Origin of the sequence: Paracoccus xiamenensis (assembly GCF_011308835.1) — a bacterium.
In the GTDB taxonomy this organism is placed as follows: Bacteria; Pseudomonadota; Alphaproteobacteria; order Rhodobacterales; family Rhodobacteraceae; genus Paracoccus; species Paracoccus xiamenensis.
The window spans coordinates 198,842-224,722 of record NZ_JAAOHY010000004.1; the positions used below are offsets into that span (position 1 = coordinate 198,842).

30 protein-coding genes are annotated in these 25,881 nt (G+C 63.8%); 17 read left to right on the forward strand and 13 right to left on the reverse strand.

Annotated features, from left to right (window positions below; translation table 11 throughout):
* Nucleotides 1–11: 11 nt before the first annotated feature.
* Both G7044_RS11030 and G7044_RS11035 read right to left on the reverse strand, forming a co-directional pair.
* Entirely contained in the window at nucleotides 12–1,127 is a 1,116-nt protein-coding gene (locus tag G7044_RS11030; protein WP_166328851.1) for a site-specific DNA-methyltransferase, read from the reverse strand.
* A gap of 89 nt (nucleotides 1,128–1,216) precedes the next feature.
* Entirely contained in the window at nucleotides 1,217–1,864 is a 648-nt protein-coding gene (locus G7044_RS11035; protein ID WP_207630269.1) for a ribonuclease HII, read from the reverse strand.
* 277 nt (nucleotides 1,865–2,141) lie between these two features.
* Between G7044_RS11035 and G7044_RS11040 the strand changes: the two genes are divergently transcribed.
* Genes G7044_RS11040 through G7044_RS11050 form a run of 3 tightly spaced genes read left to right on the forward strand, consistent with a single transcriptional unit; the run spans nucleotide 2,142 to nucleotide 5,076 of the window.
* On the forward strand, nucleotides 2,142–2,867 hold the full coding sequence (locus G7044_RS11040; protein ID WP_166328853.1) for a GntR family transcriptional regulator: 726 nt from the start codon (nucleotides 2,142–2,144) through the stop codon (nucleotides 2,865–2,867).
* A 53-nt stretch (nucleotides 2,868–2,920) separates the two neighbouring features.
* Nucleotides 2,921–4,213: a L,D-transpeptidase family protein gene (locus tag G7044_RS11045; protein WP_166328855.1), complete on the forward strand. Its 1,293-nt coding sequence runs from the start codon at nucleotides 2,921–2,923 to the stop codon at nucleotides 4,211–4,213.
* A gap of 2 nt (nucleotides 4,214–4,215) precedes the next feature.
* Nucleotides 4,216–5,076, forward strand: coding sequence for an extensin-like domain-containing protein (locus G7044_RS11050; protein WP_166328857.1), 861 nt, complete (start codon nucleotides 4,216–4,218; stop codon nucleotides 5,074–5,076).
* Between the two features lie 4 nt (nucleotides 5,077–5,080).
* On the opposite strand, the gene G7044_RS11055 is transcribed toward G7044_RS11050, so the two are convergent.
* Complete coding sequence (locus tag G7044_RS11055) at nucleotides 5,081–5,809, reverse strand: Crp/Fnr family transcriptional regulator (protein ID WP_166328859.1); 729 nt, start codon at nucleotides 5,807–5,809, stop codon at nucleotides 5,081–5,083.
* Nucleotides 5,810–5,921: 112 nt separating this feature from the next.
* Nucleotides 5,922–7,241, reverse strand: a complete 1,320-nt coding sequence (locus tag G7044_RS11060) for a FliI/YscN family ATPase (protein ID WP_328803849.1) — start codon at nucleotides 7,239–7,241, stop codon at nucleotides 5,922–5,924.
* 111 nt (nucleotides 7,242–7,352) lie between these two features.
* On the opposite strand from G7044_RS11060, the gene G7044_RS11065 reads away from it, so the two are divergent.
* The 12 genes from G7044_RS11065 to gph all read left to right on the forward strand — a co-directional run bounded on the left by G7044_RS11065 (nucleotide 7,353) and on the right by gph (nucleotide 14,655).
* The gene (locus G7044_RS11065; RefSeq protein WP_328803844.1) at nucleotides 7,353–7,739 is read left to right on the forward strand and encodes a FlgB family protein; all 387 of its coding nucleotides are present in this window, start codon (nucleotides 7,353–7,355) and stop codon (nucleotides 7,737–7,739) included.
* Nucleotides 7,740–7,742: 3 nt separating this feature from the next.
* Nucleotides 7,743–8,135, forward strand: a complete 393-nt coding sequence (gene flgC / locus G7044_RS11070) for a flagellar basal body rod protein FlgC (protein WP_166328865.1) — start codon at nucleotides 7,743–7,745, stop codon at nucleotides 8,133–8,135.
* A gap of 11 nt (nucleotides 8,136–8,146) precedes the next feature.
* The gene (locus G7044_RS11075) at nucleotides 8,147–8,434 is read left to right on the forward strand and encodes a flagellar hook-basal body complex protein FliE (protein ID WP_166328867.1); all 288 of its coding nucleotides are present in this window, start codon (nucleotides 8,147–8,149) and stop codon (nucleotides 8,432–8,434) included.
* Nucleotide 8,435: 1 nt separating this feature from the next.
* Nucleotides 8,436–8,702, forward strand: a complete 267-nt coding sequence (locus G7044_RS11080; protein WP_166328869.1) for a flagellar biosynthetic protein FliQ — start codon at nucleotides 8,436–8,438, stop codon at nucleotides 8,700–8,702.
* A 2-nt stretch (nucleotides 8,703–8,704) separates the two neighbouring features.
* Nucleotides 8,705–9,424: a flagellar hook-basal body complex protein gene (locus tag G7044_RS11085; RefSeq protein WP_166328871.1), complete on the forward strand. Its 720-nt coding sequence runs from the start codon at nucleotides 8,705–8,707 to the stop codon at nucleotides 9,422–9,424.
* A 12-nt stretch (nucleotides 9,425–9,436) separates the two neighbouring features.
* Nucleotides 9,437–10,222 carry a flagellar basal-body rod protein FlgG gene (gene flgG / locus G7044_RS11090; protein WP_166328873.1) on the forward strand — a complete coding sequence of 262 codons (786 nt, stop codon included), beginning with the start codon at nucleotides 9,437–9,439 and terminating at the stop codon, nucleotides 10,220–10,222.
* Nucleotides 10,222–10,653 carry a flagellar basal body P-ring formation chaperone FlgA gene (gene flgA, locus G7044_RS11095; protein WP_166328875.1) on the forward strand — a complete coding sequence of 144 codons (432 nt, stop codon included), beginning with the start codon at nucleotides 10,222–10,224 and terminating at the stop codon, nucleotides 10,651–10,653. The genes flgG and flgA overlap by 1 nt, the downstream gene beginning before the upstream one ends.
* Complete coding sequence (gene flgH, locus G7044_RS11100) at nucleotides 10,650–11,384, forward strand: flagellar basal body L-ring protein FlgH (protein ID WP_166328877.1); 735 nt, start codon at nucleotides 10,650–10,652, stop codon at nucleotides 11,382–11,384. The genes flgA and flgH overlap by 4 nt, the downstream gene beginning before the upstream one ends.
* A gap of 9 nt (nucleotides 11,385–11,393) precedes the next feature.
* Nucleotides 11,394–11,930: a hypothetical protein gene (locus tag G7044_RS11105; protein WP_166328879.1), complete on the forward strand. Its 537-nt coding sequence runs from the start codon at nucleotides 11,394–11,396 to the stop codon at nucleotides 11,928–11,930.
* A 259-nt stretch (nucleotides 11,931–12,189) separates the two neighbouring features.
* Entirely contained in the window at nucleotides 12,190–13,134 is a 945-nt protein-coding gene (locus G7044_RS11110; protein ID WP_166328881.1) for a glycosyltransferase, read from the forward strand.
* A gap of 181 nt (nucleotides 13,135–13,315) precedes the next feature.
* The gene (gene rpe / locus G7044_RS11115; protein ID WP_166328883.1) at nucleotides 13,316–14,014 is read left to right on the forward strand and encodes a ribulose-phosphate 3-epimerase; all 699 of its coding nucleotides are present in this window, start codon (nucleotides 13,316–13,318) and stop codon (nucleotides 14,012–14,014) included.
* Complete coding sequence (gph, locus tag G7044_RS11120; protein WP_166328885.1) at nucleotides 14,011–14,655, forward strand: phosphoglycolate phosphatase; 645 nt, start codon at nucleotides 14,011–14,013, stop codon at nucleotides 14,653–14,655. Before rpe ends, gph begins: the two co-directional genes overlap by 4 nt.
* On the opposite strand, the gene rfbA is transcribed toward gph, so the two are convergent.
* Genes rfbA through rfbC form a run of 4 tightly spaced genes read right to left on the reverse strand, consistent with a single transcriptional unit; the run spans nucleotide 14,652 to nucleotide 17,973 of the window.
* Entirely contained in the window at nucleotides 14,652–15,530 is an 879-nt protein-coding gene (rfbA, locus tag G7044_RS11125; RefSeq protein ID WP_166328888.1) for a glucose-1-phosphate thymidylyltransferase RfbA, read from the reverse strand. The genes gph and rfbA overlap by 4 nt on opposite strands.
* The gene (gene rfbD / locus G7044_RS11130) at nucleotides 15,527–16,378 is read right to left on the reverse strand and encodes a dTDP-4-dehydrorhamnose reductase (RefSeq protein WP_166328890.1); all 852 of its coding nucleotides are present in this window, start codon (nucleotides 16,376–16,378) and stop codon (nucleotides 15,527–15,529) included. The genes rfbA and rfbD overlap by 4 nt, the downstream gene beginning before the upstream one ends.
* On the reverse strand, nucleotides 16,378–17,415 hold the full coding sequence (gene rfbB / locus G7044_RS11135) for a dTDP-glucose 4,6-dehydratase (protein WP_166328892.1): 1,038 nt from the start codon (nucleotides 17,413–17,415) through the stop codon (nucleotides 16,378–16,380). The genes rfbD and rfbB overlap by 1 nt, the downstream gene beginning before the upstream one ends.
* A gap of 3 nt (nucleotides 17,416–17,418) precedes the next feature.
* Entirely contained in the window at nucleotides 17,419–17,973 is a 555-nt protein-coding gene (gene rfbC / locus G7044_RS11140) for a dTDP-4-dehydrorhamnose 3,5-epimerase (RefSeq protein WP_166328894.1), read from the reverse strand.
* Between the two features lie 289 nt (nucleotides 17,974–18,262).
* Between rfbC and G7044_RS11145 the strand changes: the two genes are divergently transcribed.
* A complete protein-coding gene (locus tag G7044_RS11145) occupies nucleotides 18,263–21,286 on the forward strand; it encodes a calcium-binding protein (RefSeq protein WP_166328896.1) in 3,024 nt (1,007 codons plus the stop codon).
* A gap of 369 nt (nucleotides 21,287–21,655) precedes the next feature.
* Here the strand turns inward: G7044_RS11145 and dalA are convergent, their stop codons facing one another.
* Entirely contained in the window at nucleotides 21,656–22,168 is a 513-nt protein-coding gene (gene dalA, locus G7044_RS11150; protein WP_166328898.1) for a divisome-associated lipoprotein DalA, read from the reverse strand.
* Between the two features lie 220 nt (nucleotides 22,169–22,388).
* On the opposite strand from dalA, the gene G7044_RS11155 reads away from it, so the two are divergent.
* Nucleotides 22,389–22,994 carry a L,D-transpeptidase gene (locus tag G7044_RS11155; RefSeq protein WP_166328900.1) on the forward strand — a complete coding sequence of 202 codons (606 nt, stop codon included), beginning with the start codon at nucleotides 22,389–22,391 and terminating at the stop codon, nucleotides 22,992–22,994.
* A gap of 220 nt (nucleotides 22,995–23,214) precedes the next feature.
* Here the strand turns inward: G7044_RS11155 and G7044_RS11160 are convergent, their stop codons facing one another.
* From G7044_RS11160 to G7044_RS11175, 4 genes are read right to left on the reverse strand one after another with little or no spacing between them, the layout of a single operon-like run.
* Nucleotides 23,215–23,592 carry a DUF488 domain-containing protein gene (locus tag G7044_RS11160; RefSeq protein WP_328803845.1) on the reverse strand — a complete coding sequence of 126 codons (378 nt, stop codon included), beginning with the start codon at nucleotides 23,590–23,592 and terminating at the stop codon, nucleotides 23,215–23,217.
* Between the two features lie 20 nt (nucleotides 23,593–23,612).
* Nucleotides 23,613–23,951, reverse strand: a complete 339-nt coding sequence (locus G7044_RS11165; protein WP_166328902.1) for a 4a-hydroxytetrahydrobiopterin dehydratase — start codon at nucleotides 23,949–23,951, stop codon at nucleotides 23,613–23,615.
* Nucleotides 23,952–23,994: 43 nt separating this feature from the next.
* Entirely contained in the window at nucleotides 23,995–25,011 is a 1,017-nt protein-coding gene (hemH, locus tag G7044_RS11170; protein ID WP_166328904.1) for a ferrochelatase, read from the reverse strand.
* A complete protein-coding gene (locus tag G7044_RS11175) occupies nucleotides 25,008–25,853 on the reverse strand; it encodes a methyltransferase domain-containing protein (protein WP_166328906.1) in 846 nt (281 codons plus the stop codon). The genes hemH and G7044_RS11175 overlap by 4 nt, the downstream gene beginning before the upstream one ends.
* Between the last annotated feature and the right edge of the window lie 28 nt (nucleotides 25,854–25,881).

A 25,881-nucleotide genomic window follows, 5' to 3' on the forward strand; every position in this document is an offset into this window, starting at 1 on the left:
TAGGTGAAAATTCAGTTCGGGCGCTCGTCCATCTCGTCCCGGATCTGCTGGCGCAGCGCGTCGATGGGAATCATCTTTCCCTCGCGCTTGAAGTGCCAATAAGTCCAACCATTGCAGGACGGCGCGCCTTCCAGCTTGGCGCCGACCTGATGGATCGACCCCTTGATGTCGCCGCCTGAAAGGCTGCCATCGGCGCGGACCTTGGCCTTGTGGCGGTTGCCGATCGAATAAAGCTCCTCGCCGGGGCGCAGCATGCCGCGTTCGACCACCTGACCGAAGGGCACGCGGGGCTCGGCCCGCTTGCCGGTCGAGGTCGCCAGTGCCTCGGCATGCAGGCGGCGGATGCGATCCAGACGTTTCGAGGCGGCATCGCGGTAGCCGCCCTCACGCTCGATCCCGATGAAATCGCGGCCCAGCATCTTGGCCACCGCGCCGGTGGTGCCGGTGCCAAAGAACGGATCCAGCACCACGTCGCCCGGATTGGTGGTGCCGATCAGGACGCGGTGCAGCAGTGCCTCGGGCTTTTGGGTCGGATGGGCCTTGTCGCCCTGGTCGTCCTTCAGCCGCTCGCCGCCATTGCAGATCGGCAGCACCCAGTCAGAGCGCATCTGGACGCCCTCGTTCAGCATCTTCAGCGCTTCGTAGTTGAAGGTGTATTTCGCCGATTCGGATTTCGAGGCCCAGATCAGCGTCTCATGCGCGTTGGTCAGACGTTTGCCGCGGAAGTTCGGCATCGGGTTCGACTTGCGCCAGACCACGTCGTTCAGGATCCAGTAACCCTGATTCTGCAACTCGGCGCCGACGCGGAAGATGTTGTGATAGCTGCCGATGACCCACAGCGCCCCGTTCGGCTTCAGCAGGCGGCGAGCGGCGGCCAGCCAGTCGCGGGTAAAGCGGTCGTATTCGGCGAAGCTGTTGAATTGGTCCCAATGATCGTCGACGGCGTCGACGCGGCTGTTGTCCGGCCGGTGCAAGTCGCCCCGCAACTGCAGATTATAGGGCGGATCGGCAAAGATCAGATCAACGCTGCCAGCTGGCAGGCTGTTCATCACGTCGACACAATCGCCGGCGAGGATCTGGTTAAGCGGTAATGTTCGCGCGGACGCGGTAGTCTTGGAATCTGTCATCTCTGCCTCTCGGATCGCCGGATTTTCCCGGTCTGGTATGTCCCAAATGATGATTCAGTGGCGATTCGCCGTCAATTTATTTATTTGAATCAATCTGTTGGGCTTGGGACTTTACACAAGATATTGTGGACGGGGGCAAAGGAACGCCGATGATATGGGGTCACGCCAAGTTCAAGCAGTGCTCGTTTATGGGCGGGTGTGGGGTATCCGGCGTTCCGATCCCATCCATAGCCCGGGAACTGTTGCGCCAAATCCACCATCACCGCGTCGCGGTCCGTCTTGGCCAGAATCGACGCCGCCGCGATGCTGAGGCTAAGGGCGTCGCCCTTTACAACCGCGCGCCCCGGAACGGGCAGATCCTTCGGCAGCAGGTTGCCGTCGATCAGTGCCAGATCGGGCGGGTTGCGAAGCTGCGAAATGGCGCGACACATTGCCACATGCGAGGCGCGCAGGATGTTCAGCCTGTCGATTTCCTCGACCCAGACATGGACGACGGCCCAATCGGCGGATGCGCGGATCTCTGCAGCCAGCGCCTCGCGCTGTTTTGCCCCCAGCTTCTTCGAATCGTTCAGGCCCGCCGGAAGCCTTCGCGGGTCAAGCACGACTGCCGCCGCCGTCACCGGACCGGCCAGCGGCCCCCGCCCGGCCTCGTCCACCCCAGCCACGCGTCTTGCGCCCGACAGCTGCGCGTCCAGTTCATGGGCATAGTCGGGGCACGCATTCGTGATGCTGGACATGGCTTTAATCTCATAGTCTGGGTGCTCCGCATTGGACCGATGGGTTCGGTGCGGAGTGGGCGGAAAGCTGCCCACTTAAATTGGGTTGTTGAAAGTAAACATAAATTCAGAGGACACCTTCGGGTGCCTGGCATGTGGCAACATCTCAAGATTGAGTGAACTGTTCTGTTCTCTTTGACCTTATGGACAGCTTTACTTACCTAATCACGATTTCATATGTCTGCCTACCATCAAGAGGTAACTTAACACGATGCTGCTAGCAAAAGGGGAATCATCCTTGGCCGAGGGAGACCTTCGGCCGGCCGGTCGGCAGGCGTTGAATACCTGGCAGGCCGTCCAATCGGAAATCCTGCGCCGGATCCGTACCGGCGAATGGGTAGCCGGTCAGTTGATCCCAACCGAACACCAGCTTGCCGCCGAATTGGGCTGCGCACGCGCCACCATCAACCGCGCCATGAGCCAGCTTGCCAAGGACGGCATCCTGCAACGCCGTCGTCGCGTGGGCACCCGCGTTTCCGATACCCGCGTCCCCGAAGCCGGGGCTGAGGCAACGCCGATCCGTACCGAGGTCGAGGCCACGGGCGCCGTCTACGCCTATCACCTTGCCGGGCAGGTGGCCGTTGACGCGCCCGAGGATATCGCCGCGATCATGCATGTCCCGCAGGCCGAGCGGCTGATCCGCTATCGCGCCGTCATCACCGCCGATGACGAACCCTATTGCGTCGAGGTCGGCTATCTGGCGCAGCACGGTGCCGCACAGCTGACCGAAGACATGCTGCAATCGGCCGAGCCGCTGGAATGGCTGCGGCAGTCGGTCGCGCAGATCTCTGGCCGGTTGGAAATTCTGGCGACCCGGTTGACCGGCGAATGCGCAACCGAGTTGGGTGCGGAAAAGGGCCTGCCGGTGCTGACGCTGGATCGGACACTGTGGTGCGATGGTCGGGCGCTTTCGCATTCGCGCCGGGTCTATCCGCCGGGGCATCGGGTCAGCTTCGCGCGTTGAACTTCTGCCCCATCCTGCGCTACCTGTGATCCGGTTCGAAGCAGGAGACCACGATGATTTCCCCTCTGCGTCCCGTCGCCGCGCTGGCGGTCCTTTCGATGGCCATGCCGGGGCTGGCCGCTGCCGGTCCGGTCACCGCAGCAGCAATCGAGGCGGTCACCTATGAGGGAGGAGAGCTGCCTTCGGGGCAGTCGGCCCTGACCGCCAAGGTCCAGGTTATGCTGGACCGCGCCGGCGTTTCGCCCGGGGTCATTGACGGCATCAAGGGCGGCATGAGCCGCAGCGCCATCGCTGCCTTCGAACGCCGCAGCGGGCTTCCGGCGGATGGTGCCATGGACCCGCAGGTCTGGGCGGCATTGCAGCCCTTTGCAGGCGGTGCGATGACCACCAGCTATACGATCACCGATGCCGATGTCAGCCAGCTGACCACGCATATCCCGACCGATTATTTGGAAAAGGCGAACATGACCTCGCTGGGATATACCAGCGTCGCCGAGAAGCTGGGCGAGCGGTTCCACATGGATGATCGCTTTATCGCGGCGATGAATCCCGGTGTGGCGCTGACTGCCGGGGCGGTGATCCAGGTCATCGCGCCGACAAAGCCGCTGCGCGCACGCGTGGCGCGTATCCTGATCGAGAAGGGCACGAACCGCGTCGCCGCCTATGACGCCGAAGGCCATATGGTGGTGAATTACCCGGCCACGATCGGTTCTGCCGAAACGCCCTCGCCCAGCGGCAGCCATACGGTTCGCGCGGTGGCGATGAACCCCGAATACACCTATAACCCGGCAATCAACTTTACCCAGGGCGCGAACAAATCCGTGCTGGTCCTGCCGCCAGGGCCGAACGGGCCGGTGGGGACGGTGTGGATCGCGCTCAGCAAGCCGACATACGGGCTGCATGGGACGCCCACACCTTCGCGGTTGTTCGTCAGCGAATCGCATGGCTGCGTGCGCCTGACCAATTGGGATGCCGAAGAACTGGCCCATATGGTGCAGCCCGGCGTGACCTCTGTCGAGTTTCTGGAAAAGGGCACCACGCTGGCCGATGTCATGGGCGAAGCCCGGGGAACGTCGAAGGCGGTGCAGGCTGCGGTGGCGTCGGCGGCGACGGCCTCGGCGGCATCGGCCGCCACACTGGCTTCCACGACGCTGCTTTCCTCGGCCCCGCCGATGGCGCGGCCGCCACATATCCTGCGGGTGCCAGAGGTCGGCGCCTCTGGTGCCACCATGCCTGCGACGGCCATGCCGGCCGCCGGACTGCCCCAAGTCACGATACCACCCGCTGGCGTCGTGCCGCTGCCGGGCGCGGTGCTGCCCCGCACACACATTCCGCCGGGGCGCTAGGGATGAAAGGGCGTTTCCTGGTGGCGGTTCTGGGGGTGGCACTGGTCGTGCCCCCGGCGTTGGCGCAGGAACCACCACCCCGCCCGCCCGATGACCTGAAGGCTGGCCACCAACAGGCGGCCCCCGCGACAGACGCCCGCCCTCCATCGCGTCCCGACGTTTCGGTGCCTGACGCTCCGCTGCGTTCGGCTGACGATCCGGTGGCAGACGATCCGGTGAATGGCGATCAGACAGCCGCTGACCCGCCTGATGCCGCCCCGGACCCCACCGCCCCGCCGGCCTGGCAGGCCCTTGCCGAAAGCGAGCTGTCCTATCGTTTCTGCCTTCTCAACCTGACCATGTTGGGCGTCGGCTATCGTGAGGTGGCGACGGTCACCTCATCCGAGGATGCCGATTGCGGCATCGCCCGGCCGGTGCAGGTCGACAGTCCCCAGCCGGGAGTCAGCATCGCCGGCGGTGCGATGATGCGCTGCGATACCGCGCGCCGCTTGGCGCTGTGGCTGCGCAACGAGGCGCAGCCCGCGGCTGCCCTGCTGCCCGGCGCGCCGCAGATCACCGCGCTGCTTCCCGGATCGACCTATCAATGTCGCGCGCGGATAGGGGGGCAGTCCGAGAAACTGTCGGAACATGCGCTGGGTAATGCTTTCGACGTGGCCGGGCTGCGCTTTTCCAATGATACCGAGATGCTGATCGCGCCGCGCGGCGATTCCGGCGGGATCGAGGAAGGCTTCCAAAAGGCCATCCGCTACGGTGCCTGCCTGTATTTCACCACCGTCCTGGGACCGGGGTCGAACGCCGCCCATGACGACCATCTGCATTTCGACGGGGCGGCGCGTAAGGGCGGTTGGCGGCTGTGCGAATAGCGCCTCAGCGGCCCAGCTTTTCCATGTCCAGATAGTCAGGCTGGAAACGCGCCAGCGCGACCATCCCCGGCCAGTCCAGGATTTCGACCTCGGTACCGGACCAGCGGATCAGCCCACGTTCGCGCAGGTCACGAACGGCGCGATTTATGTGAATAGGCGAGTAGCCAAGGATATTCGCCAGATCGCGTTGCAGCAGAGGCAGCGTGAAGCGGTAGTTGCGCGCCGCGCCCACCGCGCTGAGCCGGGTGTAGACCTCGCAAAGCAGATGGGCCAGATGCGCGCTGGAACGCAGCGACGCCGCCGCGACCAGCCATTGACGATGGATCGCCGCGTCGATGGTCGTCGCCATCCACAAGAGCCGCGTCAGATGTGGCCAATCATTGGTGATTTCGTGCAGCTGGTCGTGGCTGACAAATTCGACCTCGGTCGGCCCCATCGCGACGATGGTGTGTTCCAGCCCGGCCAGCACGAAACCGTGCAGATCGACGAAGTCGCCGGGCACATGCAGCGCGGTGATGACCCGACCATTGCCGCGCGGCAGATCATGCACCCGCGCCGACATCCCTTGCAGCATCAGACAGCTTTGGTTGACGATAACATCGCGCGCGACGATGACCTCGCCGCCTTCGAAACGCTCGTGCCGCGTCTTCAATGATTCCAGTCGTGCACGCTCGGCCTCCGTCAGCCGATCCCGGCGCTCCAGATAGCGGATGAAATAGTCTGACAGGGCCACGTTGTTTCCTTGAAAGGCTCGGGGAAGTTGCCGGATTTACTGGTAAATCGCAATGCACTGATGCGATAACATTCGTTAGTCCGTGTTGGTTCCACTGTCCTTCAAGTCCGTGTCAAATACGCGGGGTTCCGCTGCGCGGCGGGCGTAGCGCACTGGCCAGCATGTCGAAGCTGGCATCGCTGCCGTCGGGGCTTTGCCGGGCGACGAAAGCATCCAGCGCGGGGTAAAGCCTGACCGCCTCGTCCAGGGCCGGATCCGAGCCGCTGGCATAAAGGCCGGCCTTGATCATCAATTCCGATTCTGCATAGGCGCCAAGCGCCGCGCGCGCCTTGCCGATCAGCGCGTTTTCCGCCTCGGTTGCAGCATGTGGCAGCGATCGCGAAACCGAGCGCAGCACATCGACCGCCGGGAAGCGTCCGCGTTCGGCGATGGCGCGGTCCAGGACCACATGGCCGTCCAACACGCCGCGCAGGATGTCGGCGATCGGTTCTTCCATGTCGGATCCCGCGACCAGCACGCTGAAGATACCGGTGATGTCGCCCATGCCTTCGGCGCCGGGCCCGGCGCGTTCGGCGAGCGACATGATCAGATGCGAGGTCGAGGGCGGGAAGCCGCGATAGGACGGGGTTTCGCCGGATGCGAGCGCGATTTCGCGATGTGCCTCGGCGAAGCGGGTGATGGAATCGGCCAGAAACAGCACATGCCGGCCGCGGTCGCGGAAATACTCCGCCACCGCCATCGCCGCCCATGCACAGCGCCGACGGATCAGTGGCGACTGGTCCGAGGTCGCCGCCACCACCACCGCCCGCGCCATGCCTTCGGGTCCAAGCACGCTTTCGATGAATTCGCGCAGTTCGCGCCCGCGTTCGCCGATCAGCGCGATGACCACCAGATCGGCCTGCACGCCCCGCGACAGGTTCGAAAGCAGTGTCGATTTTCCAACGCCGGAACCCGCAAAAAGCCCGATCCGCTGCCCGCGCACGATGGGCAGAAGCGTGTCGAACACCGCCAGCCCGGTATCCAGCCTTTCCCCCAGCCGCTTGCGCGTGACCGCTGCGGGCGCAGGCGCGCTGAAGCTGCATTCCTCGCTGCCATGGGGCAGGGGCCGGCCATCCAGGGGCCGCCCGAATGGGTCCACCACGCGTCCGATCCATGACGCGCAGGGTGCCAGTCGTGGGGCGAAAATCAGTTCGACTTCGGTGCCGATGGACAACCCGTCGACAGGCGATTCAGGAAGAATTTCAGCGGACTTGGTCCCGAGCGCGACGATTTCGCCCGCTAGGTCAAGTTCCGCCGACAGCAGCACCCGGTCCCCGATCGAGGCATGTGCGTTCAACCCGCCGACCCGTACCAGTCCGGCGCGGATCTCGACCACGCTGCCGAAATAGCGTGCCGGGCGCAAACGTCCGATCTTTGCCGCGATAGATTCAATTTTATCCAACTTTTCGCCTCGTGCTGCGCCGGTAAGTGTCCCGCTCGAAACGGTTTTTAAACCAGTTGAGGTTAAGACCGGGTTTATCGCGGCAGAGGAGAAGCCTCTTTGTTGGAAAAACTTGAAACGATCCGGATGGCAGGGGCAATGACCGCCCATGCGGCCGAACGCGCAAAGGTGATCGCGGGAAATGTGGCCAATTCGGACACACCCGGCTTTCGGGCGCGTGACCTGCGGCCCTTTGCCGAAACCTATCGCAGCGCGGCTGCCAACCCGATCAAGGCGACGCGGGCGGGGCATTTCACATCGTCCGATGCGGGCCGCATGAGCGCCCGGTTGATCGAAGAGCGGGGCGGCCGGGCACCAAATGGCAATAACGTCTCGTTAGAGGACGAAATGGTGAAGAACGCCGAAACCAAGCGGCAACACGATCTTTCGATCGCTGTGTATCGGTCCTCGCTGACCATGCTGCGGACCGCCATGGGGCGCCGGGGGTAAGCGATGGACAACCAAATTTCAGCCACCAAGATTGCTGCTTTCGGAATGCGCGCGCAGGCCGACCGGCTGCGGCATGTCTCCGAAAACATCGCAAATGCCGATACCCCCGGCTATCGGCGCAAGCTGGTTACCTTTGATGCGGTGATCGCCCAGGGGCGGCCGAACGGGCTGGTCGAAGCGTCGCAACCGCATCTGGACCGCTCGGCGCTGGATCGGATCCATGATCCCGCCCATCCCATGGCCGATGCGCAGGGCTTCTATGACGGCTCGAACGTCGATCTGGTTACCGAGATGGCCGATGCGAGAGAGGCCAGCCGCAGCTACGAGGCCAACCTGCGCATGTTTGAGCAGGCCCGGCAGATGTCTTCTTCGTTGCTTGAATTGCTGCGCCGCTGAAAGGAATTTCCATGATTACCCCCACGAACGCCATTACCGCCTACCTTCGCGCGACCGAAGCAACGCCGCCCCAACCTTCGGCACAGCCGCTTGCCGGCGGGATTACTGCCGCCGCGCAAGGGTTCGAGCATGTCCTGGCGGCAGCAGACCAGACCGCCATCGGCGCGATGTCGGGCACGACCGACACCCACGCGCTTGTGCAATCCCTGACCGAGGCCGAGCTGGCGCTGGATGCGGCAGTCGCCATTCGCGACAAGGTCGTCGAGGCCTATCAGGAAATCCTGCGGATGCCGGTGTGACATGGATGAGAACCTGATTTTCGACCTCGTCCGTCAGGCGCTGTGGATTGCGGTGCGGATGTCCGCGCCGCTGCTGGCCGTGGCGCTGATCGCCGGGGTGGTGATCGGCCTGTTCCAGGCACTCACCTCGGTTCAGGAGATGACGCTGACCTTCGTGCCAAAGGTCGGCCTCATGCTGGCCGTCTTCTGGGTCTCGATGAGCTTCATGACCGCCATTCTGTCGGGCTTCTTCACCGATGCAGTCATCCCACTGGTCGAAGGAGGCTGAGCATGGACAACGCTATCTATGCCTCGCTGACGCGGCAGTCGGGTCTGATGCGTGAAATGCGCGTCATTGCCAACAATATCGCCAATGCCAACACCAACGGCTTCCGGCGCGAAGGGGTGATTTTCTCCGAGCACCTAAGCGCGACCGGCGACGGGCGCGAGGGGCTGTCGATGGCCAATGCTCGGGGTCGCCTTCTGGATCTGGAACAGGCCGGCATGTCAATGACTGGCGGCAACTATGACCTGGCCATTGACGGCAAGGGCTTCTTCGCCGTCGAAACCCCGCAGGGCACCCGGATCACCCGCGCCGGCGCGTTTCTGGCGTCGGCAGAAGGTGAGCTGATGACCCCGGACGGCCATCGCCTGCTGGATGAGGGGCTTGCGCCGATCCAGATACCACCCGGTGCCAGGCACGTGGCCATCGGGCCGGACGGCACCCTGTCGGCGGATGGCCAGCAGCTCGCGCGGGTGGGCGTCTTTTCCGCGCCCGACCCTGCGGCGATGCTGCGTAGTGGCGGGACCCTGTTCGAAATCGGCGATGCCGCCATGGAACCGGCAGAGGACGCGCGGATCCAGCAGGGTTTCCTGGAGGATTCGAACGTAGATCCCATTGCCGAAATCAGCCGCATGATCGAGGTCCAGCGTGCCTATGAAATGGGTCAGAACCTGCTTGATCGCGAAGACAAGCGCATCCGTGACGCCATCACTGCCCTGACCCGATAACGGAGAATTTCCATGAAAGCCCTACAGATCGCCGCCACGGGCATGAGCGCCCAGCAGACCCGGGTCGATGTCATTTCCAACAACCTCGCGAACATGTCCACGACCGGCTACAACGCGCGCCGCGCCGAATTTGCCGATCTGTATTACCAGCAGGCGGTACGGCCCGGCACGATTTCGGCGTCGGATGGCACGGTGATCCCGGCGGGGATCCAGTTGGGTCTTGGGGCACGCCCGACAGCGGTCACGGTGAGTATCGCCCAAGGCACGCCTTCGGCCACTGGCGGCGACCTTGATCTGGCCATTGATGGCCACGGTTATATTGAGGTCACGTTGCCCTCCGGTATCTCGGGCTATACGCGGGACGGCGCATTGAAGCGGTCGCCTGATGGGCAGATCGTGACCTCGGACGGCTACCCGGTGGCGCCGGGGATCACGATTCCCGATGAAACCCGACGTGTCACGATCAATGCCGATGGCGAGGTCTACGCCTATTTTAACGACCGTGTCGAGCCGGAGCTGCTGGGGCAGTTGACGCTGGCCGGTTTCACCAATGAAAAGGGCCTGGAGGCCATCGGCTCGAACCTGTTCCTGGAAACCAATGCCTCTGGCGCGGCCCTCGTCTCGTTGCCGGGGCAGGAAGGGATGGGCACGCTGCGGCAAGGTTATCTTGAGGAAAGCTCTGTCGATCCGGTCCGCGAAATCACCGAACTGATCAAGGCGCAGCGCGGCTATGAACTGAACGCCAAGGTCATTACTGCCGCCGACCAGATGCTTGGCGCGACCGTGCAGGTGCGGTGATGCGGGGCCTGCTGATCCTCATGGCGACCTTGATGTCCGCCAATGCGCATGCCGCAGTCACCGCTGCGCGCGACCTGCCGCCCGGAACGATTATCGGTGCCGCCGATCTGGCATGGATCGAGGAAGTCCCTGGCGGCATCGACGATCCCGCACTGGCCATCGGCATGCAGGCGCGCGTGGCGATCTATGAGGGGCGGCCCGTCGTTCCGGGTGCGCTGCGCGCGCCGGTTCTGGTGTCGCGCAACCAGATCGTGCGCGTCGCCTTTGATACCGGCTCGCTGCGCATCGAAACCGAAGGTCGCGCCCTGTCCGAAGGGGCCGCCGGCGACGTGGTGCGGGTGATGAACCTCGCCTCGCGCAACACGATTTCGGCCCTCGTCAATCCCGACGGCACCCTTGTTTCCACCTCCAGCAAGACGGAGATCAAATGACGCCGCGCACCCTTCTTCTGGCAGCAGCCCTTCTGGCCGTGACGGCGGCGTGCAACCGCGCCGACCATCTTGGCAGACCGCCGACCATGTCAGAGCCGCAAAGCACCCCCGAATTCACCGCGATGACCACGCCCGAGCTGTTCCTGCCCGAAACCCCGCAGCGCCCCGAAGCGGATGCTTCGCTTTGGGCGGGCGAGCAGAGCTCGCTGGTCCGCGATCGCCGCGCGGCGACGCGTGGGGACATCCTGACGGTGGTCATCGAAATCGACGACCGGGCCGAGATTTCGAACAGCTCGAACCGGTCGCGCTCGGCCGCGGACGAGGTCAGCATTCCCGATTTTGTCGGCCTGCCACAAAGCCTCGACAAGCGGATGACGCAAGGCGCATCGATGGCCAATGCCGTGGATGCGGATTCGTCCTCGACCTACAAGGGGGCCGGAAAGGTCTCGCGGCGCGACAAGCTGACGCTGCGGGTCGCGGCGACGGTGATCGACCGGCTGCCGAATGGCACGCTGCATATTCAGGGCAGTCAGGAAGTTCGCGTCAATTTCGAGATGCGCGAATTGCTGGTTTCGGGCTTCGTGCGACCCGAGGATATCGGCCGAAACAACGAGATTTCCTATGACCGCATCGCTGGCGCGCGGATTTCCTATGGTGGTCGCGGCCAGATCATGGACGTCCAGCAGCCACGCTATGGCCAGCAGGTCGCCGACATCATCCTGCCCTATTGAGAGGCTATCATGCTGAAGAAGCTGATCCCGGTGATCGCCATTTTCATTGCGGCAGCAGCTGGCCTGTTCGGGGGCGACATGCTGCGCCCCCAGCCGAAGGCTGACGGCGCGCCCGATCCGGTTGTGCAAGACGATGGCGCGTCGGCCAACGATAGCAATGCGCCGATTGTCGAGGGTGCGAACCGCGATGCGCAGGGCTCTGCGGGTAAGGAAGCGGCGCCGACGGCCTTTTTCCGGTTTCCCTCGCAGTTCTTTGTTCCGGTCATGCATGGTGACCGACTGGATGGGATGATGGTCCTGACGCTGACCGTCGAAATGCCCGCTGATCAGCAGGAAGCCATCTTTCAGCAGGAGTTCCGTTTGCGCGACGCCTTCCTGCGAACCTTGCTGATCCAGGCCAATACAGGGGGGTTCGACGGCAACTATACCATCGAGCCGCGGATGCGCCGCCTGCGTGACGCGCTGATGAAAACCGCCACGGACATCACCGGCGGGATTGTGAAAGACGTGCTCATTGAGGATATCGCTCGGCAGGATGCGGTTTAGAATTGCCTGCTCGCGGCTTCCTCTTGCCAGATTGTTTCGCAGACATGCTGCCTTGCTATGGAAATCAGGGCGCCCATAACACTTGCCCCGGGAAGGCTGCGGATTATGAACTGGGGGCGGTCGCTGGAATGGGGCGATGGCGCCCATTGGCTTGCGCTCGTGCGAGATGGGAATAGATCGTGCAGATGGCGCAGGATGATTGCGCATTGTTTTCGGTGAGGTTTGACAAGCGCACCGATGCGGCTTGCAGGAGAGTGGTGTGGCTCGGGTTATGATCGGTCTGGCGCTGTACAATGGCGCGGAACACGTCGCGGCGCAGTTGGACAGCATCGCGGCGCAGGATCACCGGGATTGGCGACTGGTGGTTTCCGATGATGGGTCTTCCGACGCCGGGCCACGGATCGTGCGGGATTTCGCCGCGCGGTTTCCAGACGGGCAGGTCACGCTGGTTCAGGGGCCGAGGGGCGGGGCCACACGGAACTTCCTGGCAATGTTGGCGATGCCCGAGGCGGATGAGTATCTTTCGCTTGCCGATCAGGACGATGTCTGGCGACCAGACAAGCTGAGCAGGGCGATCGCAGCATTGCAGGCGCGGCCAGAGGCGGGGCTGTATTCAGCCTGCACGACGATCTGTGATGCGCAGCTCAAGCCGCTGGTGGGGTCTAAACGCTTTGCCGGGCCGTTCAATTTCCGGAATGCTCTGGTCCAGGCGGTGACGGCGGGCAATACCTGCGTGCTGACGCCTGCGGCCATCCAGCTGGTCCGGCAGGCTGCACCGGCGGCGATGACGGTTGGCGTCGAATCGCATGACTGGTGGCTGTATCAGGCCGTGTCCGGTGCTGGCATGGGCATCATTCGTGATGATGCCGAGGTGCTGCTGTATCGGCAACATGGTGACAATCTGAAAGGCCGCAACGATACGATCCCGGCCATGAAGGCCCGTTTGGCACAGCTTTTCGCCGGCGATTATGGGGGATGGCTGCACCTTAACGTTGCGGCTCTGTCATCGGCGCCTGGGCTGCTGACACCCGAGAACGAGGAGGTGCTTGCCCGCTTTAGCGCCGCGCTGGGGCGGCCAGGGTGGTTTATGGCGCGAGAGTTCGCGCGTCTGGGGCTTCGACGGCAAACGCTGGCGGGGACGGCGGCGCTTTATGCGGCGGCGCTTGGGGGGCGCTTGCGGCGGAAGGCTGAGGGGCAGCACTGATCGCGCGATGCTGGAGCGCTGAAGATGCCAATGACAAGTGAATATCGCGCCAGGCATTGCCCACATGGCGGGAAAAGTCTTGCGCCGCGGGTCATTGACCGGCGCTAACGCAGGTTGACGCAGGCCCGCTTTAGGCCGTAACGCTCGGGCGCATTCCATCCATACGACCGCGAGGCCCGCCATGAGTTTCGACCGCAGCATCAAGATCGCGCCTTCGATCCTGTCCGCCGATTTCGCCGATTTCGGCCGCGAGATCCGTGCCATCGAGGATCAGGGCGCAGACTGGGTTCATGTCGACGTGATGGACGGGCATTTCGTTCCGAACCTGACCTTCGGCCCGCCGGCCGTGAAAGCCTTTCGCCCGCATGTGAAGACCTTCATGGATGTGCATCTGATGATCGCGCCGGTCGACCCCTATATCGAAGCCTATGCCGAGGCGGGCGCGGACATGATCACCGCCCATGTCGAGGCCGGCCCGCATATCCACCGCACGCTGCAGGCGATCCGCGGCACTGGCAAGAAGGCGGGGGTGGCGTTGAATCCGGGCACGCCGCTTGAAGCCATCGAATATGTTCTGGATCTGGCCGACATGGTGCTGATCATGTCGGTGAACCCCGGGTTCGGCGGGCAGAAATTCATCCATAGCCAGGTCGACAAGATCGCCCGGCTGCGCGGCATGATCGGCGACCGGCCGATCCATATTCAGGTCGATGGCGGGGTCGATCCGAAAACTGCGGCCCTGGTCGCCAAGGCAGGGGCCGATGTTCTGGTCGCTGGCTCGGCGGTGTTCAAGGGCGGCTCGGTCGACGCGCCGCAGGTGTATGGCGAGAATATGCGCGCCATTCGCGACGCCGCAGAATCGGCGCTGAAACACGCGTGAATATCGTCTTCGATCTGGACGGGACGCTGATCGACAGCGCCCCAGATATCCACGCCACGGCGAATATCGTGCTGGGCGACGAGGGGTTGGGGGGCTTTGACCTGCCGACCGTGCGCGGCTTTGTCGGGCGCGGTGTGCCGCATCTGGTCGACAGCCTGCTTGGCGCGCATGGAATCAAGGACTCCGCCCGCGCCGCCCGGATGGCCGACAATCTGATCGCGCGATACGAACATGCGGTGACGCTGACGCAGCCTTATCCCGGCGTCGAGGCTGCCTTGCAGGCCCTGCAAGCGGCGGGCCACCGGCTGGCGGTCTGCACCAACAAACCGCTGGCCCCGGCGCTGGCCGTGCTGCGGCATCTGGAGCTGGCGGGGTATTTCGACGTGGTGCTGGGCGGTGACAGCGGCCTGCCGCGCAAGCCCGACCCTGCGCCTCTGTCCGAGACCCTGCGGCGTATGCCCCCCGGTCCGGCGGCCTATGTCGGCGACAGCGAGGTTGACGCCGCCACCGCAAAGGCCGCAGCTCTGCCCTTTTTCCTGTTCACCGAGGGCTATCGCCACGCGCCTGCCGACAGCCTGCCGCACCGGGCGCTGTTTTCGGACTTCGCCGAACTGCCGGGGCTGATCCGGGCGCTCGGCTAGCTCTGCTTCAGCAATCCGGCCAGATAGCGGCCATATTCGTTTTTGGCGAAAAGCGCGGCGCGCTGGGAAAGTTGATCTGCGTCGATCCAGCCTTGGTCAAAGGCGATCTCGTCGGGGCATCCCGTTTGCAGGCCTTGCCGCCGTTCCAGCGTGCGCACGAAGTTGCCTGCATCCAGCAGGCTGCCATGGGTGCCGGTGTCCAGCCAGGCGTAACCGCGGCCCATGCGTTCCACGGTCAGCTGGCCCTGATGCAGGTAGGTTTCCAGAAGCGTTGTGATTTCCAGTTCGTTGCGCTGCGAGGGGCGGATCTCGCCGGCGCGGTCCGGTGCGGTGCCATCCAGAAAATAAAGCCCGGTGACGGCATATTGCGACGGCGGGATCTCGGGCTTTTCGATGATCGCGCGGACCTGACCATTTCCGTCGAAATCGACCACGCCGTAACGCTCGGGGTCGGCCACGCGATAGCCGAAAACCGTCCCGCCCTGCGGCTTGGTGTCGGCGGCGGTCAGCAGTTCGGACAGGCCATGGCCGAAAAATATGTTGTCGCCCAGCACCATGGCCGAACCGGCACCGTTAAGGAAGTCACGCGCCAGCAGATAGGCCTGTGCCAGGCCATCGGGCGAGGGTTGCACGATATAGGTGAAATCCAGCCCCCACTGGCTGCCATCGCCCAGCAGGCGGCGGAACTGGTCCTGATCCTCAGGCGTGGTGATGATGGCGATTTCTCGGATCTGGGCCAGCATGAGCACCGTGATCGGGTAATAGATCATCGGCTTGTCGTAGATCGGCAGCAGCTGCTTGGACAAACCCATGGTGATCGGGTAAAGCCGCGTCCCCGAGCCGCCGGCCAGAATGATGCCCTTGCGTTGGGTCATGCGCGAAGCTCCTTGATGACGTCTTGCAATGCGACGCGCCAATCGGGCCGCGCGATGCCGAAATCGCGGGTGATGGCGCGGCAGTCGAGCCGTGAATTGAGTGGCCGCGTGGCGGGGGTCGGATAGTCGCGGCTGGGAATGTCCACGACCTGCGTGGCGAGGCCCGACTGGGCGAAGATCTCGCGGGCAAAAGCGGCCCAGCTGACATCGGGTTCGCCTGCAAAGTGATAGATGCCGCCCTTCGTGCCGTCGCTGGCCATGGTGGCCGTCATGGAGAGCAGGGCAGCGGCGATATCGGCGGCAGCGGTCGGGCCGCCGATCTGGTCGGCGACGATGCTTAGCCGGTCGCGTTCCGCGCCGAGGCGAAGCATGGTTTTCACGAAATTCGATCCATGGGCGGAAAACACCCAGCTGGTGCGCAGGATCGCATATTGGCCGCCGACGGCAGCAATGGCCGCCTCGCCGTCAAGTTTGGTCTGGCCGTAAACACCCAGCGGGCCGGTCGGCGCGTCCTCGGTTCGGGGCTGGTCGCCCGCGCCGTCGAAGACGTAATCGGTCGAGATATGGACGAAGGGGACACCCAGTTCGGCGCAGGCCGCGGCCATGGCGCCGGGGGCTGCGGCATTGACCGCACGGGCGGCCTCGGCATCGGTTTCGGCCCTGTCGACTGCTGTATAGGCGGCGGCATTGATGACGGCGCGGGGGCTTTGCGCGCGGATCAGTGCGGCGCAGCCGGCCGGATCGGTCAGATCGACGGCATCACGGCCGGCGAAACACGCGCCCGGGGCGATCCGCGCCAGTTCCCGCGCCACCTGGCCGGTCTTGCCGAATACCAGAAGCCCGTCCATCAGCCGTGCCCCAGCCGCTTGCCGACACCGTCGCGCGCAAGCAAGGGGCGCCACCAATCCTCGTTGTCCAGATACCAGGCAACGGTGCGGCGCAGCCCTTCCTCGACCGTGACCGAGGGCCGCCAGCCCAGTTCGTCGCGGATCCGTGCCGGGTCGATCGCATAGCGGCGGTCATGGCCGGGGCGGTCGGGGACGAAGGTGATCAGGTCGGCATGCGGTTCGCCTTGGGGATGCAGCGCATCCATATGCGCGCAGATGGTGAGCACCAGGTCGATATTGCGGGCCTCGTTTTCGCCGCCGATATTGTAGCTGCGTCCGGGTTCGCCATTTTGCAGGACCGTCAGCAGCGCATCGGCGTGATCCTCGACATAAAGCCAGTCGCGCACATGGCCGCCATCGCCGTAAACCGGGATCGGCTGACCCGAAAGCGCCTTCAGGATCACCACTGGCACCAGCTTCTCGGGAAAGTGGAAAGGCCCGTAATTGTTGGAACAATTTGTCATCACCACCGGCAGGCCATAGGTTTCGTGCCAGGCGCGAACAAGGTGGTCCGAGGCCGCTTTGGATGCCGAATAGGGGCTGCGCGGGTCATAGGGACTGTCTTCGGTGAACTGGCCGCCTTCGCCAAGCGAGCCGAAGACCTCATCCGTTGAGACGTGTTGAAAGCGAAAGGCGTCGGGCCTGCCTTCGTGGGTCCAATGGGCGCGGGCGGCCTCCAGTAGGTTGAAGGTGCCGGTGACGTTGGTGTCGATGAAAGCGCCCGGCCCGTCGATCGAGCGGTCGACATGGCTTTCGGCGGCAAGGTGCATCACCGCGTCGGGGCGGTGCAGGGCGAATATGCGGTCAAGCGCCGGCCGGTCACGGATGTCGGCATGTTCAAACACATAGCCCGGCGCGTTCGAGACGCTGGCCACATTCGCCAGGTTGGCCGCATAGGTCAGCGCGTCCAGGTTGACGACTTCGTGCCCGGCGCGAATGGCTTGACGGACGACGGCAGAGCCGATGAAACCGGCCCCGCCGGTGACGAGGATCTTCATTGCTCAGCTTTCGTAGGTGAAGGGGGATTGCCAATCGGCGAAGGCGGGGGCGTTGCGGTCCTTGTCAGACAGGATCGGCGCGGATACGCCCCAGTCGATGCCCAGCGTATCCCAGCGTACCCCGCCATCATGCTCGGCCGAATAATACGCGCTGCATTTATAGACGATCTCGGTTTCGGGCTGGCGGGTGACGAAGCCATGCAGGAGGCCGGGCGGAATCCACAGCTGGCGGCCGTTTTCAAAGCTCAGCTCGGCACCGAACCACTGGCCATAGGCCGGGCTGCCACGCCGGACGTCGACCGCCACATCATAAAGCGCGCCGCGACCGCAGCGCACCAACTTGCCCTGCGCCATCGGCGGCGATTGGTAATGCAACCCGCGCAGCGTGCCGGGCGCGGCGGACATGGAATGATTGTCCTGCACGAATTCGGGCAGGAGGATGCCCGCCTGTTCCAGCGTCCGGCGGTTCCAGCTCTCGCTGAAGAAACCACGCGCATCGCCATGACGGCGCGGCGTCAGCAGCAGCACGCCGGGAAGAGAGGTGGTTTCGATCTGCATCGCCTTATCCTGCTTTGGGCCGCTGCCGGACTGCCACAACTTGCCGTGGATGCAAATCAAAAAACCAGCATTGGCGAATAATCCTGACCCGCGCCGCCGATCCGCGCGGCAGCGGCGCCTGCCGACCTCGAGGGGCGTAATCCATCTGTGGTGCATAGAATTTTAGGGAGTTTTCCAGCAGTGAGCGCGGCTGCCGAAAGATGATCTTAACCGCCGGATGCCAGTCTCGTCGCAGGTGAAGGTGCAAAGGAATCGGGGGTGGGTGTTGAGGTGCAATCATGTCGCGACCTTGGTTTCGCAGAGGCCCGACTACAGCGACAACATCACCGATCTGGCCATCGTCGACACTGCGGCGGGTTCGATCCTCGTTTCGACCAGCAACCTGGGCAGTAGCCTGTTCTATAAGCTGAGCGATGCGGATAAGGCGGCCGCATCTCTTGCGCGGGCGAATCCGCTGAAATTCGGAACCTATTACAGCAGCCCCAGAATGGAGGTGGTTCAGCGCGACGGCAATGACCTGATCGTCTACACCGGCATGCAGGGCAGTGTGAATTCTGGGTTGCAGGTGTTCAGTTCCGGCAAGCCGGGCAGGTTTGTCCCGCTGTTTCCGACGACACAGATCCCGGGCGACGTGGTCGCGACAAAGCATTTCGAGATCGACGGCCAGGGCTACATGCTGTTCGCCCGTGATGGTGTGATGGGCATGTCGCTGTTCGAGATGAGCGACAGCGCCCGGCTGCGCAAGGTCGGCGAGGTTAAGCCGATGTCCGGCTTTGCTGTCGATGCGGAGTTTGTCGATCTGGATGTCATCTCGGTCAATGGGGGCACCTTCGGCTATGCGGCTTCCAGCCAAGGCAACATGCTGGCGGTCTTCAGGCTCTCTGATGCAGGGATCGCGTTGACGGGGCGGATCGACGCGGGCAACACCATCGGCATTTCCGCACCGCGCGAGGTCGCCGCGGTCGCCACGGCCAGCGGAAATTACCTGATCGTCACCGGCGCGCACAGCGATTCGATCACCGTCTTTCGGATTTCCAGTTCTGGCGGCCTTTCGCTTGCCGATCACGTTGTGGATTCCGGCAGCACCCGGTTCCAGGCCACGACCGCGATGGCCGTGGTCGAGATGCAGGGCCGGGCATTCATCTTCGTTGGGGGCGGTGATGACGGTATTTCGGTGATGACGCTGGACGGCCAAGGGCGGCTGATCCTTCTCACCTCGATCGAGGATACCGACGCTCTTGCACTGGCCAATGTCTCTGCCATCGAGGCGCGGGTCATCGGCGACCGGATCGCCGTATTCGTTACCAGCGGCACGGAAATCGGCATCACCCAGTTTTCTTTCGATCCGGGTAACATCGGCGTTTCGCGGGTGAGATCCGGCAACAACCGTGGCCGGGATGGCGATGACATTCTGGTTGGCGTCGGCGGCTCCTCCGCCCTGTCGGGCGGGGCGGGTGACGATATCCTCGTTGCGCGCGAAGGTGTCGTTCACATGCGGGGCGGGCTTGGGTCAGACATCTTCGTGCCCGGCCACGGTGCCTCAATGGTCGTCATTCACGACTATGATCCCCGCTACGACCAGCTCGACCTGTCGGAACTGGCCTTTGTGCGCAGCATCGCGCAACTGCAGATCGTTCCGACCTCGACCGGTGCCCTGCTGACAGCCGGTACGGTCAAGGTCGAAATCATGACAAAAAACGGAACGATGCTTCGCCCGTCGGATTTCACCGAGCAGATGTTCAGGTTGGCCCATTACGTCAATGACATCGACTATGCCGACCTGGTCCAGCCCGTCAGCCCTCACCCCGGAACCCCGGCGGCTGAGCCAGTGCAGCCGGGCAGCTCTGGCAGGTATGAGCCGCCGTCAGCGATGCCAAAGCTGACGCCCAAGGCGGACCGGCAATATGGCGGTAGCGGGAGTGACACGCTGCATGCGACCTCTGCGGGTTCTTATTTGAGTGGCCGTCATGGTCACGATGTGCTGAAGGGTAACAACCAGCAGGATCTGATCTATGGCGGCACGGGAAATGATAAGATCTTCGGCGGCAATGGTGCAGATTACATAAAAGGCGGCGGTGGCAATGACGTCATTTATGCCCAGAACGGTCACGATTCAGTCGAAGGCGGGGCGGGCCATAACGTCATCAATGGCGGATCGGGCGACGACCGGCTGCGTGGCCATGACCTGCGCGACATTATCAGTGGAGCGCATGGCAATGACATCCTCTGGGGCGGGTCAGGCAACGATTTTCTGGACGGTGGGCCGGGCAGCGACCTGATCTATGGCGGCGGCGGCAGGGACAGGATCCTGGGCGGCGCCGGGCATGATCGGCTTTACGGTCAAACCTCTGGCGCGCGGATTGGCGGGGGCGGTGGAAACGACATGATCGTCACGGCGGGGACCGATAATTTCGTCAGTGCGCATTCCGGCAACGATACGGTAACCGGCGGCTCTGGCAATGACTGGGTCAACCTGGGTTCGGGCGATGACCAGGCGAGGGGGGCCGGCGGCTCGGATACGATCGAGGGCGGCTCTGGCAATGATTTGATTTACGGCGGATCCGGGAGCGATCGCCTGGTGGGCGAGGATGGCGACGACCGGATCTATGGCGGCGGCGGCAACGACAAGGCGCTTCGCGGCGGGAATGGGAATGACCGGGTCTATGGCGATGCCGGCAATGATGCGATGTGGGGGGATGGTGGCGCGGATTTCATGGATGGCGGGACCGGCAATGACACTATGCGAGGCGGTGCCGGGCGCGATCACTTGGTCGGGGGCAGCGGGAACGACTATCTCAGCGGAGATGCCGATCGCGATACCATTACCGGCGGTTCTGGCGCCGACCTGGCCTATGGTGGTGCGGGAAACGATCATATCGATGGTGAAAGCGGCGGGGATCGCCTGATCGGGGAGCGCGGCGATGACAAGCTGATCGGTGGCGCGGGCAGCGATACCCTGGACGGCGGCATCGGCCACGACACGCTGATCGGCGGCGATGGCTATGACCGGCTGACCGGCGGCACCGGCGCGGATGTCTTTGTGTTCATCACGCCTTCGGCTGGCAGTATGGGGGAACTTGACACGATCTTCGACTTTGCGTCGGGCCGCGATGTGATCGACCTGACCCCGCTGCCGGGGGTGTTGGTCTGGCGAGGCGCTGAGGCCTTCACCGGGCAAGGCGACGTCGAGGTCCGCTATGGTTCGATCAAGGGCGGTGGGCAGATGCAGATCGATATTGACGGCGACCGTCGCGCAGATCTGCGGATCAATATCTTCGGCGACGCGGTCAGCCCCTTTGATCTGCTGTTCTAGCGCTCCGGCGGTGTTGCAACGACGAATGCCGGGGCATCCGTCACCTCAGCGGCTTGCGCTTTGTCGAGGGCGGCGGGTGTGGAACTGCCATCCGGTCGGTTGAGAAATGCGGGCGCGGTGCTGGGAAACAGGCGGCGCGACCGTCGCGGAGGCGTTCTGAAAAAAACTGCTTTGCGCGATTAAAGGCAGCAGCAGGCGGCCATCCTTGAGAGATCACCGGTATTCTGGGCGACCGGTTAAATACGCGGCGCAATTGGACGGGTCGCAGGGCCAAGCGCGGCCCCGTCCGGCATTAAGCCGCAGAGGGGCTGCCATGGACGGGGCGGCATTCGCGGCGATCCAGCCTCGAATGCCGCTTTGTTTGCGGTTCTATTTGCCGGTGACCAGCGTCCACCAGATCTTGCGCGACGGCTCCTGATACCAGGCGACGCCCAATGCGGTCGCGCTGGGGTCCATGATGACATCGCGGGTGTCGCGGGCCTGCATCCAGGCTTGCAGCGTGGCGACGTCATTTTCATAGCTTTCGCTGATGTTTTCGCCGACCAGCTGCCCAGCATAACCGGCACGACGCGCCCGATCCAGCGGCGACGACCCGTCAGAACCGAAGTGCCAGGCGCGGTTCTGCGCTGCCATGTCGCGCGAATGCGCTGCCGCGGCGGCGGCAAGTCCGGGGTCGAGGCGCAAGGGAACCGCGCCCGACCCGGCGCGCAGCGTGTTGATCTGGCCCAGAACGCGGTCGGGAATAGCTGCTGCCTCGGCCGCGTTGATGGTGTAGGCCACCGGAATCGGCTGCCCGTCCGGCCCAAGCTCTGCGCCCGGGTTGCGCGGCGCGCAGGCGGTCAGCGCAAGCGCCGCCAGCGTCAGAATGATGAACTGCTTCATGCTGCCCCTCGTGATCCTTGATCGTGATCTTGTTAGTGGTTTTTTGCCCGTTTAGCGCGGCATTGGCATGTCGCAAAGCCAATATTGCGTGATTTTCACCACATTTCCGAACCGAACTGGCACAGTGACAACAGTTTGATTTGTCGAGCCCTGCCTTGCGGGCGTATCGCGGAATATATGACCGCAAGGCCGCGGCAGATGGCCGGAGCAGGAGACAGAGATGAGTGATACGACAAGCGGCTTTAGCCGCCGCAACTTTTTGACCACCGCAACAGCGCTTGGCGCGGCCGGGCTGACTGTACCGGCAATGGCGCAGCAGACGCCCGATGCGGGACAGGTGCAATTCGATTCGGATGCCGATCAGCGCCGCAACATTTCCAGCTTTCGCGCGCAGGACTGGCAGCCCTATTTCAGCAGCCTGACGAATGGGGCGATCTTGTGCGACCTGACCTCGCGCTGCGTGCATTACTGGTCCGAGGATCAGACAATCTATCGGCTGTACCCCTCCTCGATCCCGGTTTCGCCCGAACTGACCCGTCGCGGCCGGACCGAGATCATCAAGAAGGTGGAAGGCCCCAGCTGGGCGCCGACGCCGGAAATGAAAAAGCGTAACCCGGAATGGCCCGATTTTGTGCCGCCGGGGCCGGACAATCCGCTGGGGACGCATGCGCTGTGGTTCAGCTGGCAATATTACCGCCTGCACGGCACCCACGACACCCGCAAGATCGGCCGCAAATCCTCGAACGGCTGCATTGGCCTGTATAACGAACATATCAAGGAAATGTACGACCTGACCAAGATCGGCACACAGGTCCTGCTGATCTAGGTCGCGCAAGGGCGAAAAAGGGGCAAAGGTGCCCGCAGGCGCGGCCAAGGCCGCGCCTTTTGCATGTCTTGGGTGCGGGTAGGGTGATCTTGTCGCGAGAACCCGGTGCGGCGGCGTGGTGGGTGCCCCTTGGTGATGAAGCCGCCGGCGGGCTGGTGATGATTTGGCCTGCGAGAGAGCGCGTGTCGTCACCACAACTTGTCCGGGCAACCTTGCGGGCCTAGCCATTCTCTTTCCCCAGAAGCGCGTCGCGCAGGACGACGGCGTTGTTACGGATTTTGTCGCGAGCGCCGTAGACCAAGGTGACCATGCCCCTGCCTGCCAGGTCGCGGATATGGTCCAGTTCGACCGGGTGGTCCGCCAGCTCGGCGCGATAGCGAGAGCGGAACTCTGCCCAGCGGTCCGGATCATGGCCGAACCATTCGCGCAGCGCAGTCGAAGGCGCGATGTCCTTCATCCATTCACTCAGATCGGCGCGCTGCTTGCTGACCCCGCGCGGCCACAGCCGATCGACCAGGATGCGCGTCCCGTCCGAGGGGGCGGCCGGATCATAGGCGCTCTTCAGTTGCAGGTTCGCGGCGGGGGGAAATGCGGGCACAGGGCCTTTGTTCCCGACAGTCACGCCAGCAGGGCATCCAGCCTTGCGGCGCAGATAAAGTCGTTTTCCGTCAGGCCGCCGGCGGCGTGGGTGGTGAAGCTGACCTCGCAATAGCCCCAGCCGAAACGGATATCCGGGTGGTGGCCCTGCTTGTTACCCAGCCATGCGGCGAGGTTCGCCAACTCGACCGGCTTGGCAAAGCCTTTGAACTCAAACCGCTTGCTGATGCTGCGGGCGTCGTTCGACAGCGTCCAGCCGTCCAGCTGCGCCATCATCTTCCGGGCCGCGTCGTCGGGCAGTGCGGGGGTGCCGCCCTCGCAGGGGGCGCATGATTTTTGGGAAAGCGGGGTGTCGGGCATGGATCCTCCTGCCCGACAGTCTAGCACCGATTGGGCGAGAGGGTCAGACCCAGCCGCCGATATTGTCGCGGATGACGCCCATCATCACCTCGATATGCGCGGGCTCGGCATTCAGGCAGGGGATATAGGTGAAGGTCTTGCCGCCGGCATGGATGAAGGCCTCACGGATCTCGCCGTTGATTTCCTCCAGCGTCTCGATGCAGTCCGAGGCGAAGGCGGGCGAGATCACCGCGATGTCGGTATGACCCTGCTGCGCCAGTTCGGCGACGTGTTCGACGGTATAGGGTCGCAGCCACTCCTCGCGCCCGAAAACCGACTGGAAGCTGGTGTCAATGCGATCCTCGGGCCAGCCAAGCGCCTCGCGCAGCAGCCGCGTCGTCTTCTGGCACTGGCAATGATAGGGGTCGCCTTCGCTCAGATAGCGCTTGGGCATGCCGTGATAGCTGGCGACCAGCTTCGTCGGCTGCCTGCCTTCCAGCGCCCGCGTAACACTGCCCGCAAGTGCCGCGATATAATCGGGGCGGTCGAAATAGGGGTCGATGGTGCGCACGGCGGGTTGCCATTTCTGCTCCATCAGCGCCCGGAACAGCTGGTCATTCGCCGTGGCAGAGGTCGCGCCCGCATATTGCGGATAAAGCGGCAGGAAGACGATGCGCCGGCAGCCGGCCTTGACCATGCGGTCCAGCACTTCCTCGGTCGAAGGGTTGCCGTAGCGCATACAGAACTCGACCATCACCTGATCGCCCCATTCCTCGGTCGCCCGCGCACGCAGGGCCTGCGTCTGCTCGCGGGTGATGGTCATCAGCGGGCTTTCGTCCAGATCGTTATTCCAGATCAGCTTGTAATTCGCGCCGGAACTGAATGGCCGCTTGGTCAGGATGATCCCCTGCAGCAGCGGCTGCCACTTCCATGAGGGGATGTCGATGACGCGCTTGTCCGACAGGAACTCGTTCAGATAGCGGCGCATCGACCAATAGTCATAGCCGTCGGGCGTGCCGAGATTGGCGATCAGGATGCCGGTCTTGGGCGTCTGGATGGCGGGGTGGTCGGGGGGCGTCATGGCTTCCTCGGGGTCAGGGCGTCGGTCAGCGAAAACTGCGCCGAACCGGGGCGAAGGGGTTTCTGCTGGCTGGAATCGGGGGCCCAGCCGGTCAGGAAGATCATGTCGAATGTGGCAATGATGCGGGCCGGATCGGCTGCGTCATGGTGTCGCGCGGCGTAATCGGCAGCGGCGCGGGCGAAGATTTCGCGCCGCGTTGGGTGGCGCAGCCGGTCGGTCAGGGCGTTGGTTTCACCCATCGCGCGCAGGTCGGAGGCCAGGTGGAACAGGTCGCGATAGGACAGCCGCAGCGGCAGGTGATCGGCAACTGGCAAGGCCAGGCCCGCCCGCGACAGCAGTCCGCCCAGATCGCGGATCTCGCCCATCGGCAGGAAACGCGGCGAGAGGCCGCCTGTGGTTTCGATTTCGGCACGGGTCAGGACGTCGCGCAGCTCGGTCAGTGTGTCGCCGCCAAGACACGCGGCGATGAACAGGCCGTCCGGTTTCAGCGCGCGGGCCGATTGCACGATCTGGCCCACCGGGTCCTCGGCCCAATGCAGCGCCATGGCATGGATGACCAGATCCAACCCCTCGGGCAGCGCCAGTTGGTCGCTGTCGGTGGTGACATGGGCATTGGGGAAGGCTGCCTGCCAGAATGCGGGCCAGGCGGTGACAATTCCGATGCGCGTAAAGGGCCTGTTAATCTCTGCCAGCCTATCCTGCACCTCATCGAGCGCGATTCGATGCAGCGGGTCGGCCGGTCCCAGCCTGCCTGCACGGTCGCGATGCAGCCGAAGCGCCCCGTCGTCGATCAGGCGGCGGGCGGCCGTGGGATTGTTGGGGGAATTGGATACGGGATTCATGGGCGTTAGTCATAAAACCCTTCCGCGG

Excerpts from the sequence above, each read along its gene's own strand:
- G7044_RS11030 (WP_166328851.1), bottom strand. The coding sequence starts at position 1,127 with ATGACAGATTCCAAGACTACCGCGTCCGCGCGAACATTACCGCTTAAC.
- G7044_RS11035 (WP_207630269.1), bottom strand. The coding sequence starts at position 1,864 with ATGTCCAGCATCACGAATGCGTGCCCCGACTATGCCCATGAACTGGAC.
- G7044_RS11045 (WP_166328855.1), top strand. The coding sequence starts at position 2,921 with ATGATTTCCCCTCTGCGTCCCGTCGCCGCGCTGGCGGTCCTTTCGATG.
- G7044_RS11050 (WP_166328857.1), top strand. The coding sequence starts at position 4,216 with ATGAAAGGGCGTTTCCTGGTGGCGGTTCTGGGGGTGGCACTGGTCGTG.
- flgC (WP_166328865.1), top strand. The coding sequence starts at position 7,743 with ATGGACAACCAAATTTCAGCCACCAAGATTGCTGCTTTCGGAATGCGC.
- G7044_RS11075 (WP_166328867.1), top strand. The coding sequence starts at position 8,147 with ATGATTACCCCCACGAACGCCATTACCGCCTACCTTCGCGCGACCGAA.
- G7044_RS11080 (WP_166328869.1), top strand. The coding sequence starts at position 8,436 with ATGGATGAGAACCTGATTTTCGACCTCGTCCGTCAGGCGCTGTGGATT.
- G7044_RS11085 (WP_166328871.1), top strand. The coding sequence starts at position 8,705 with ATGGACAACGCTATCTATGCCTCGCTGACGCGGCAGTCGGGTCTGATG.
- flgG (WP_166328873.1), top strand. The coding sequence starts at position 9,437 with ATGAAAGCCCTACAGATCGCCGCCACGGGCATGAGCGCCCAGCAGACC.
- flgA (WP_166328875.1), top strand. The coding sequence starts at position 10,222 with ATGCGGGGCCTGCTGATCCTCATGGCGACCTTGATGTCCGCCAATGCG.
- flgH (WP_166328877.1), top strand. The coding sequence starts at position 10,650 with ATGACGCCGCGCACCCTTCTTCTGGCAGCAGCCCTTCTGGCCGTGACG.
- G7044_RS11105 (WP_166328879.1), top strand. The coding sequence starts at position 11,394 with ATGCTGAAGAAGCTGATCCCGGTGATCGCCATTTTCATTGCGGCAGCA.
- rpe (WP_166328883.1), top strand. The coding sequence starts at position 13,316 with ATGAGTTTCGACCGCAGCATCAAGATCGCGCCTTCGATCCTGTCCGCC.
- rfbA (WP_166328888.1), bottom strand. The coding sequence starts at position 15,530 with ATGACCCAACGCAAGGGCATCATTCTGGCCGGCGGCTCGGGGACGCGG.
- rfbD (WP_166328890.1), bottom strand. The coding sequence starts at position 16,378 with ATGGACGGGCTTCTGGTATTCGGCAAGACCGGCCAGGTGGCGCGGGAA.
- rfbB (WP_166328892.1), bottom strand. The coding sequence starts at position 17,415 with ATGAAGATCCTCGTCACCGGCGGGGCCGGTTTCATCGGCTCTGCCGTC.
- rfbC (WP_166328894.1), bottom strand. The coding sequence starts at position 17,973 with ATGCAGATCGAAACCACCTCTCTTCCCGGCGTGCTGCTGCTGACGCCG.
- dalA (WP_166328898.1), bottom strand. The coding sequence starts at position 22,168 with ATGAAGCAGTTCATCATTCTGACGCTGGCGGCGCTTGCGCTGACCGCC.
- G7044_RS11155 (WP_166328900.1), top strand. The coding sequence starts at position 22,389 with ATGAGTGATACGACAAGCGGCTTTAGCCGCCGCAACTTTTTGACCACC.
- G7044_RS11165 (WP_166328902.1), bottom strand. The coding sequence starts at position 23,951 with ATGCCCGACACCCCGCTTTCCCAAAAATCATGCGCCCCCTGCGAGGGC.
- hemH (WP_166328904.1), bottom strand. The coding sequence starts at position 25,011 with ATGACGCCCCCCGACCACCCCGCCATCCAGACGCCCAAGACCGGCATC.
- G7044_RS11175 (WP_166328906.1), bottom strand. The coding sequence starts at position 25,853 with ATGAATCCCGTATCCAATTCCCCCAACAATCCCACGGCCGCCCGCCGC.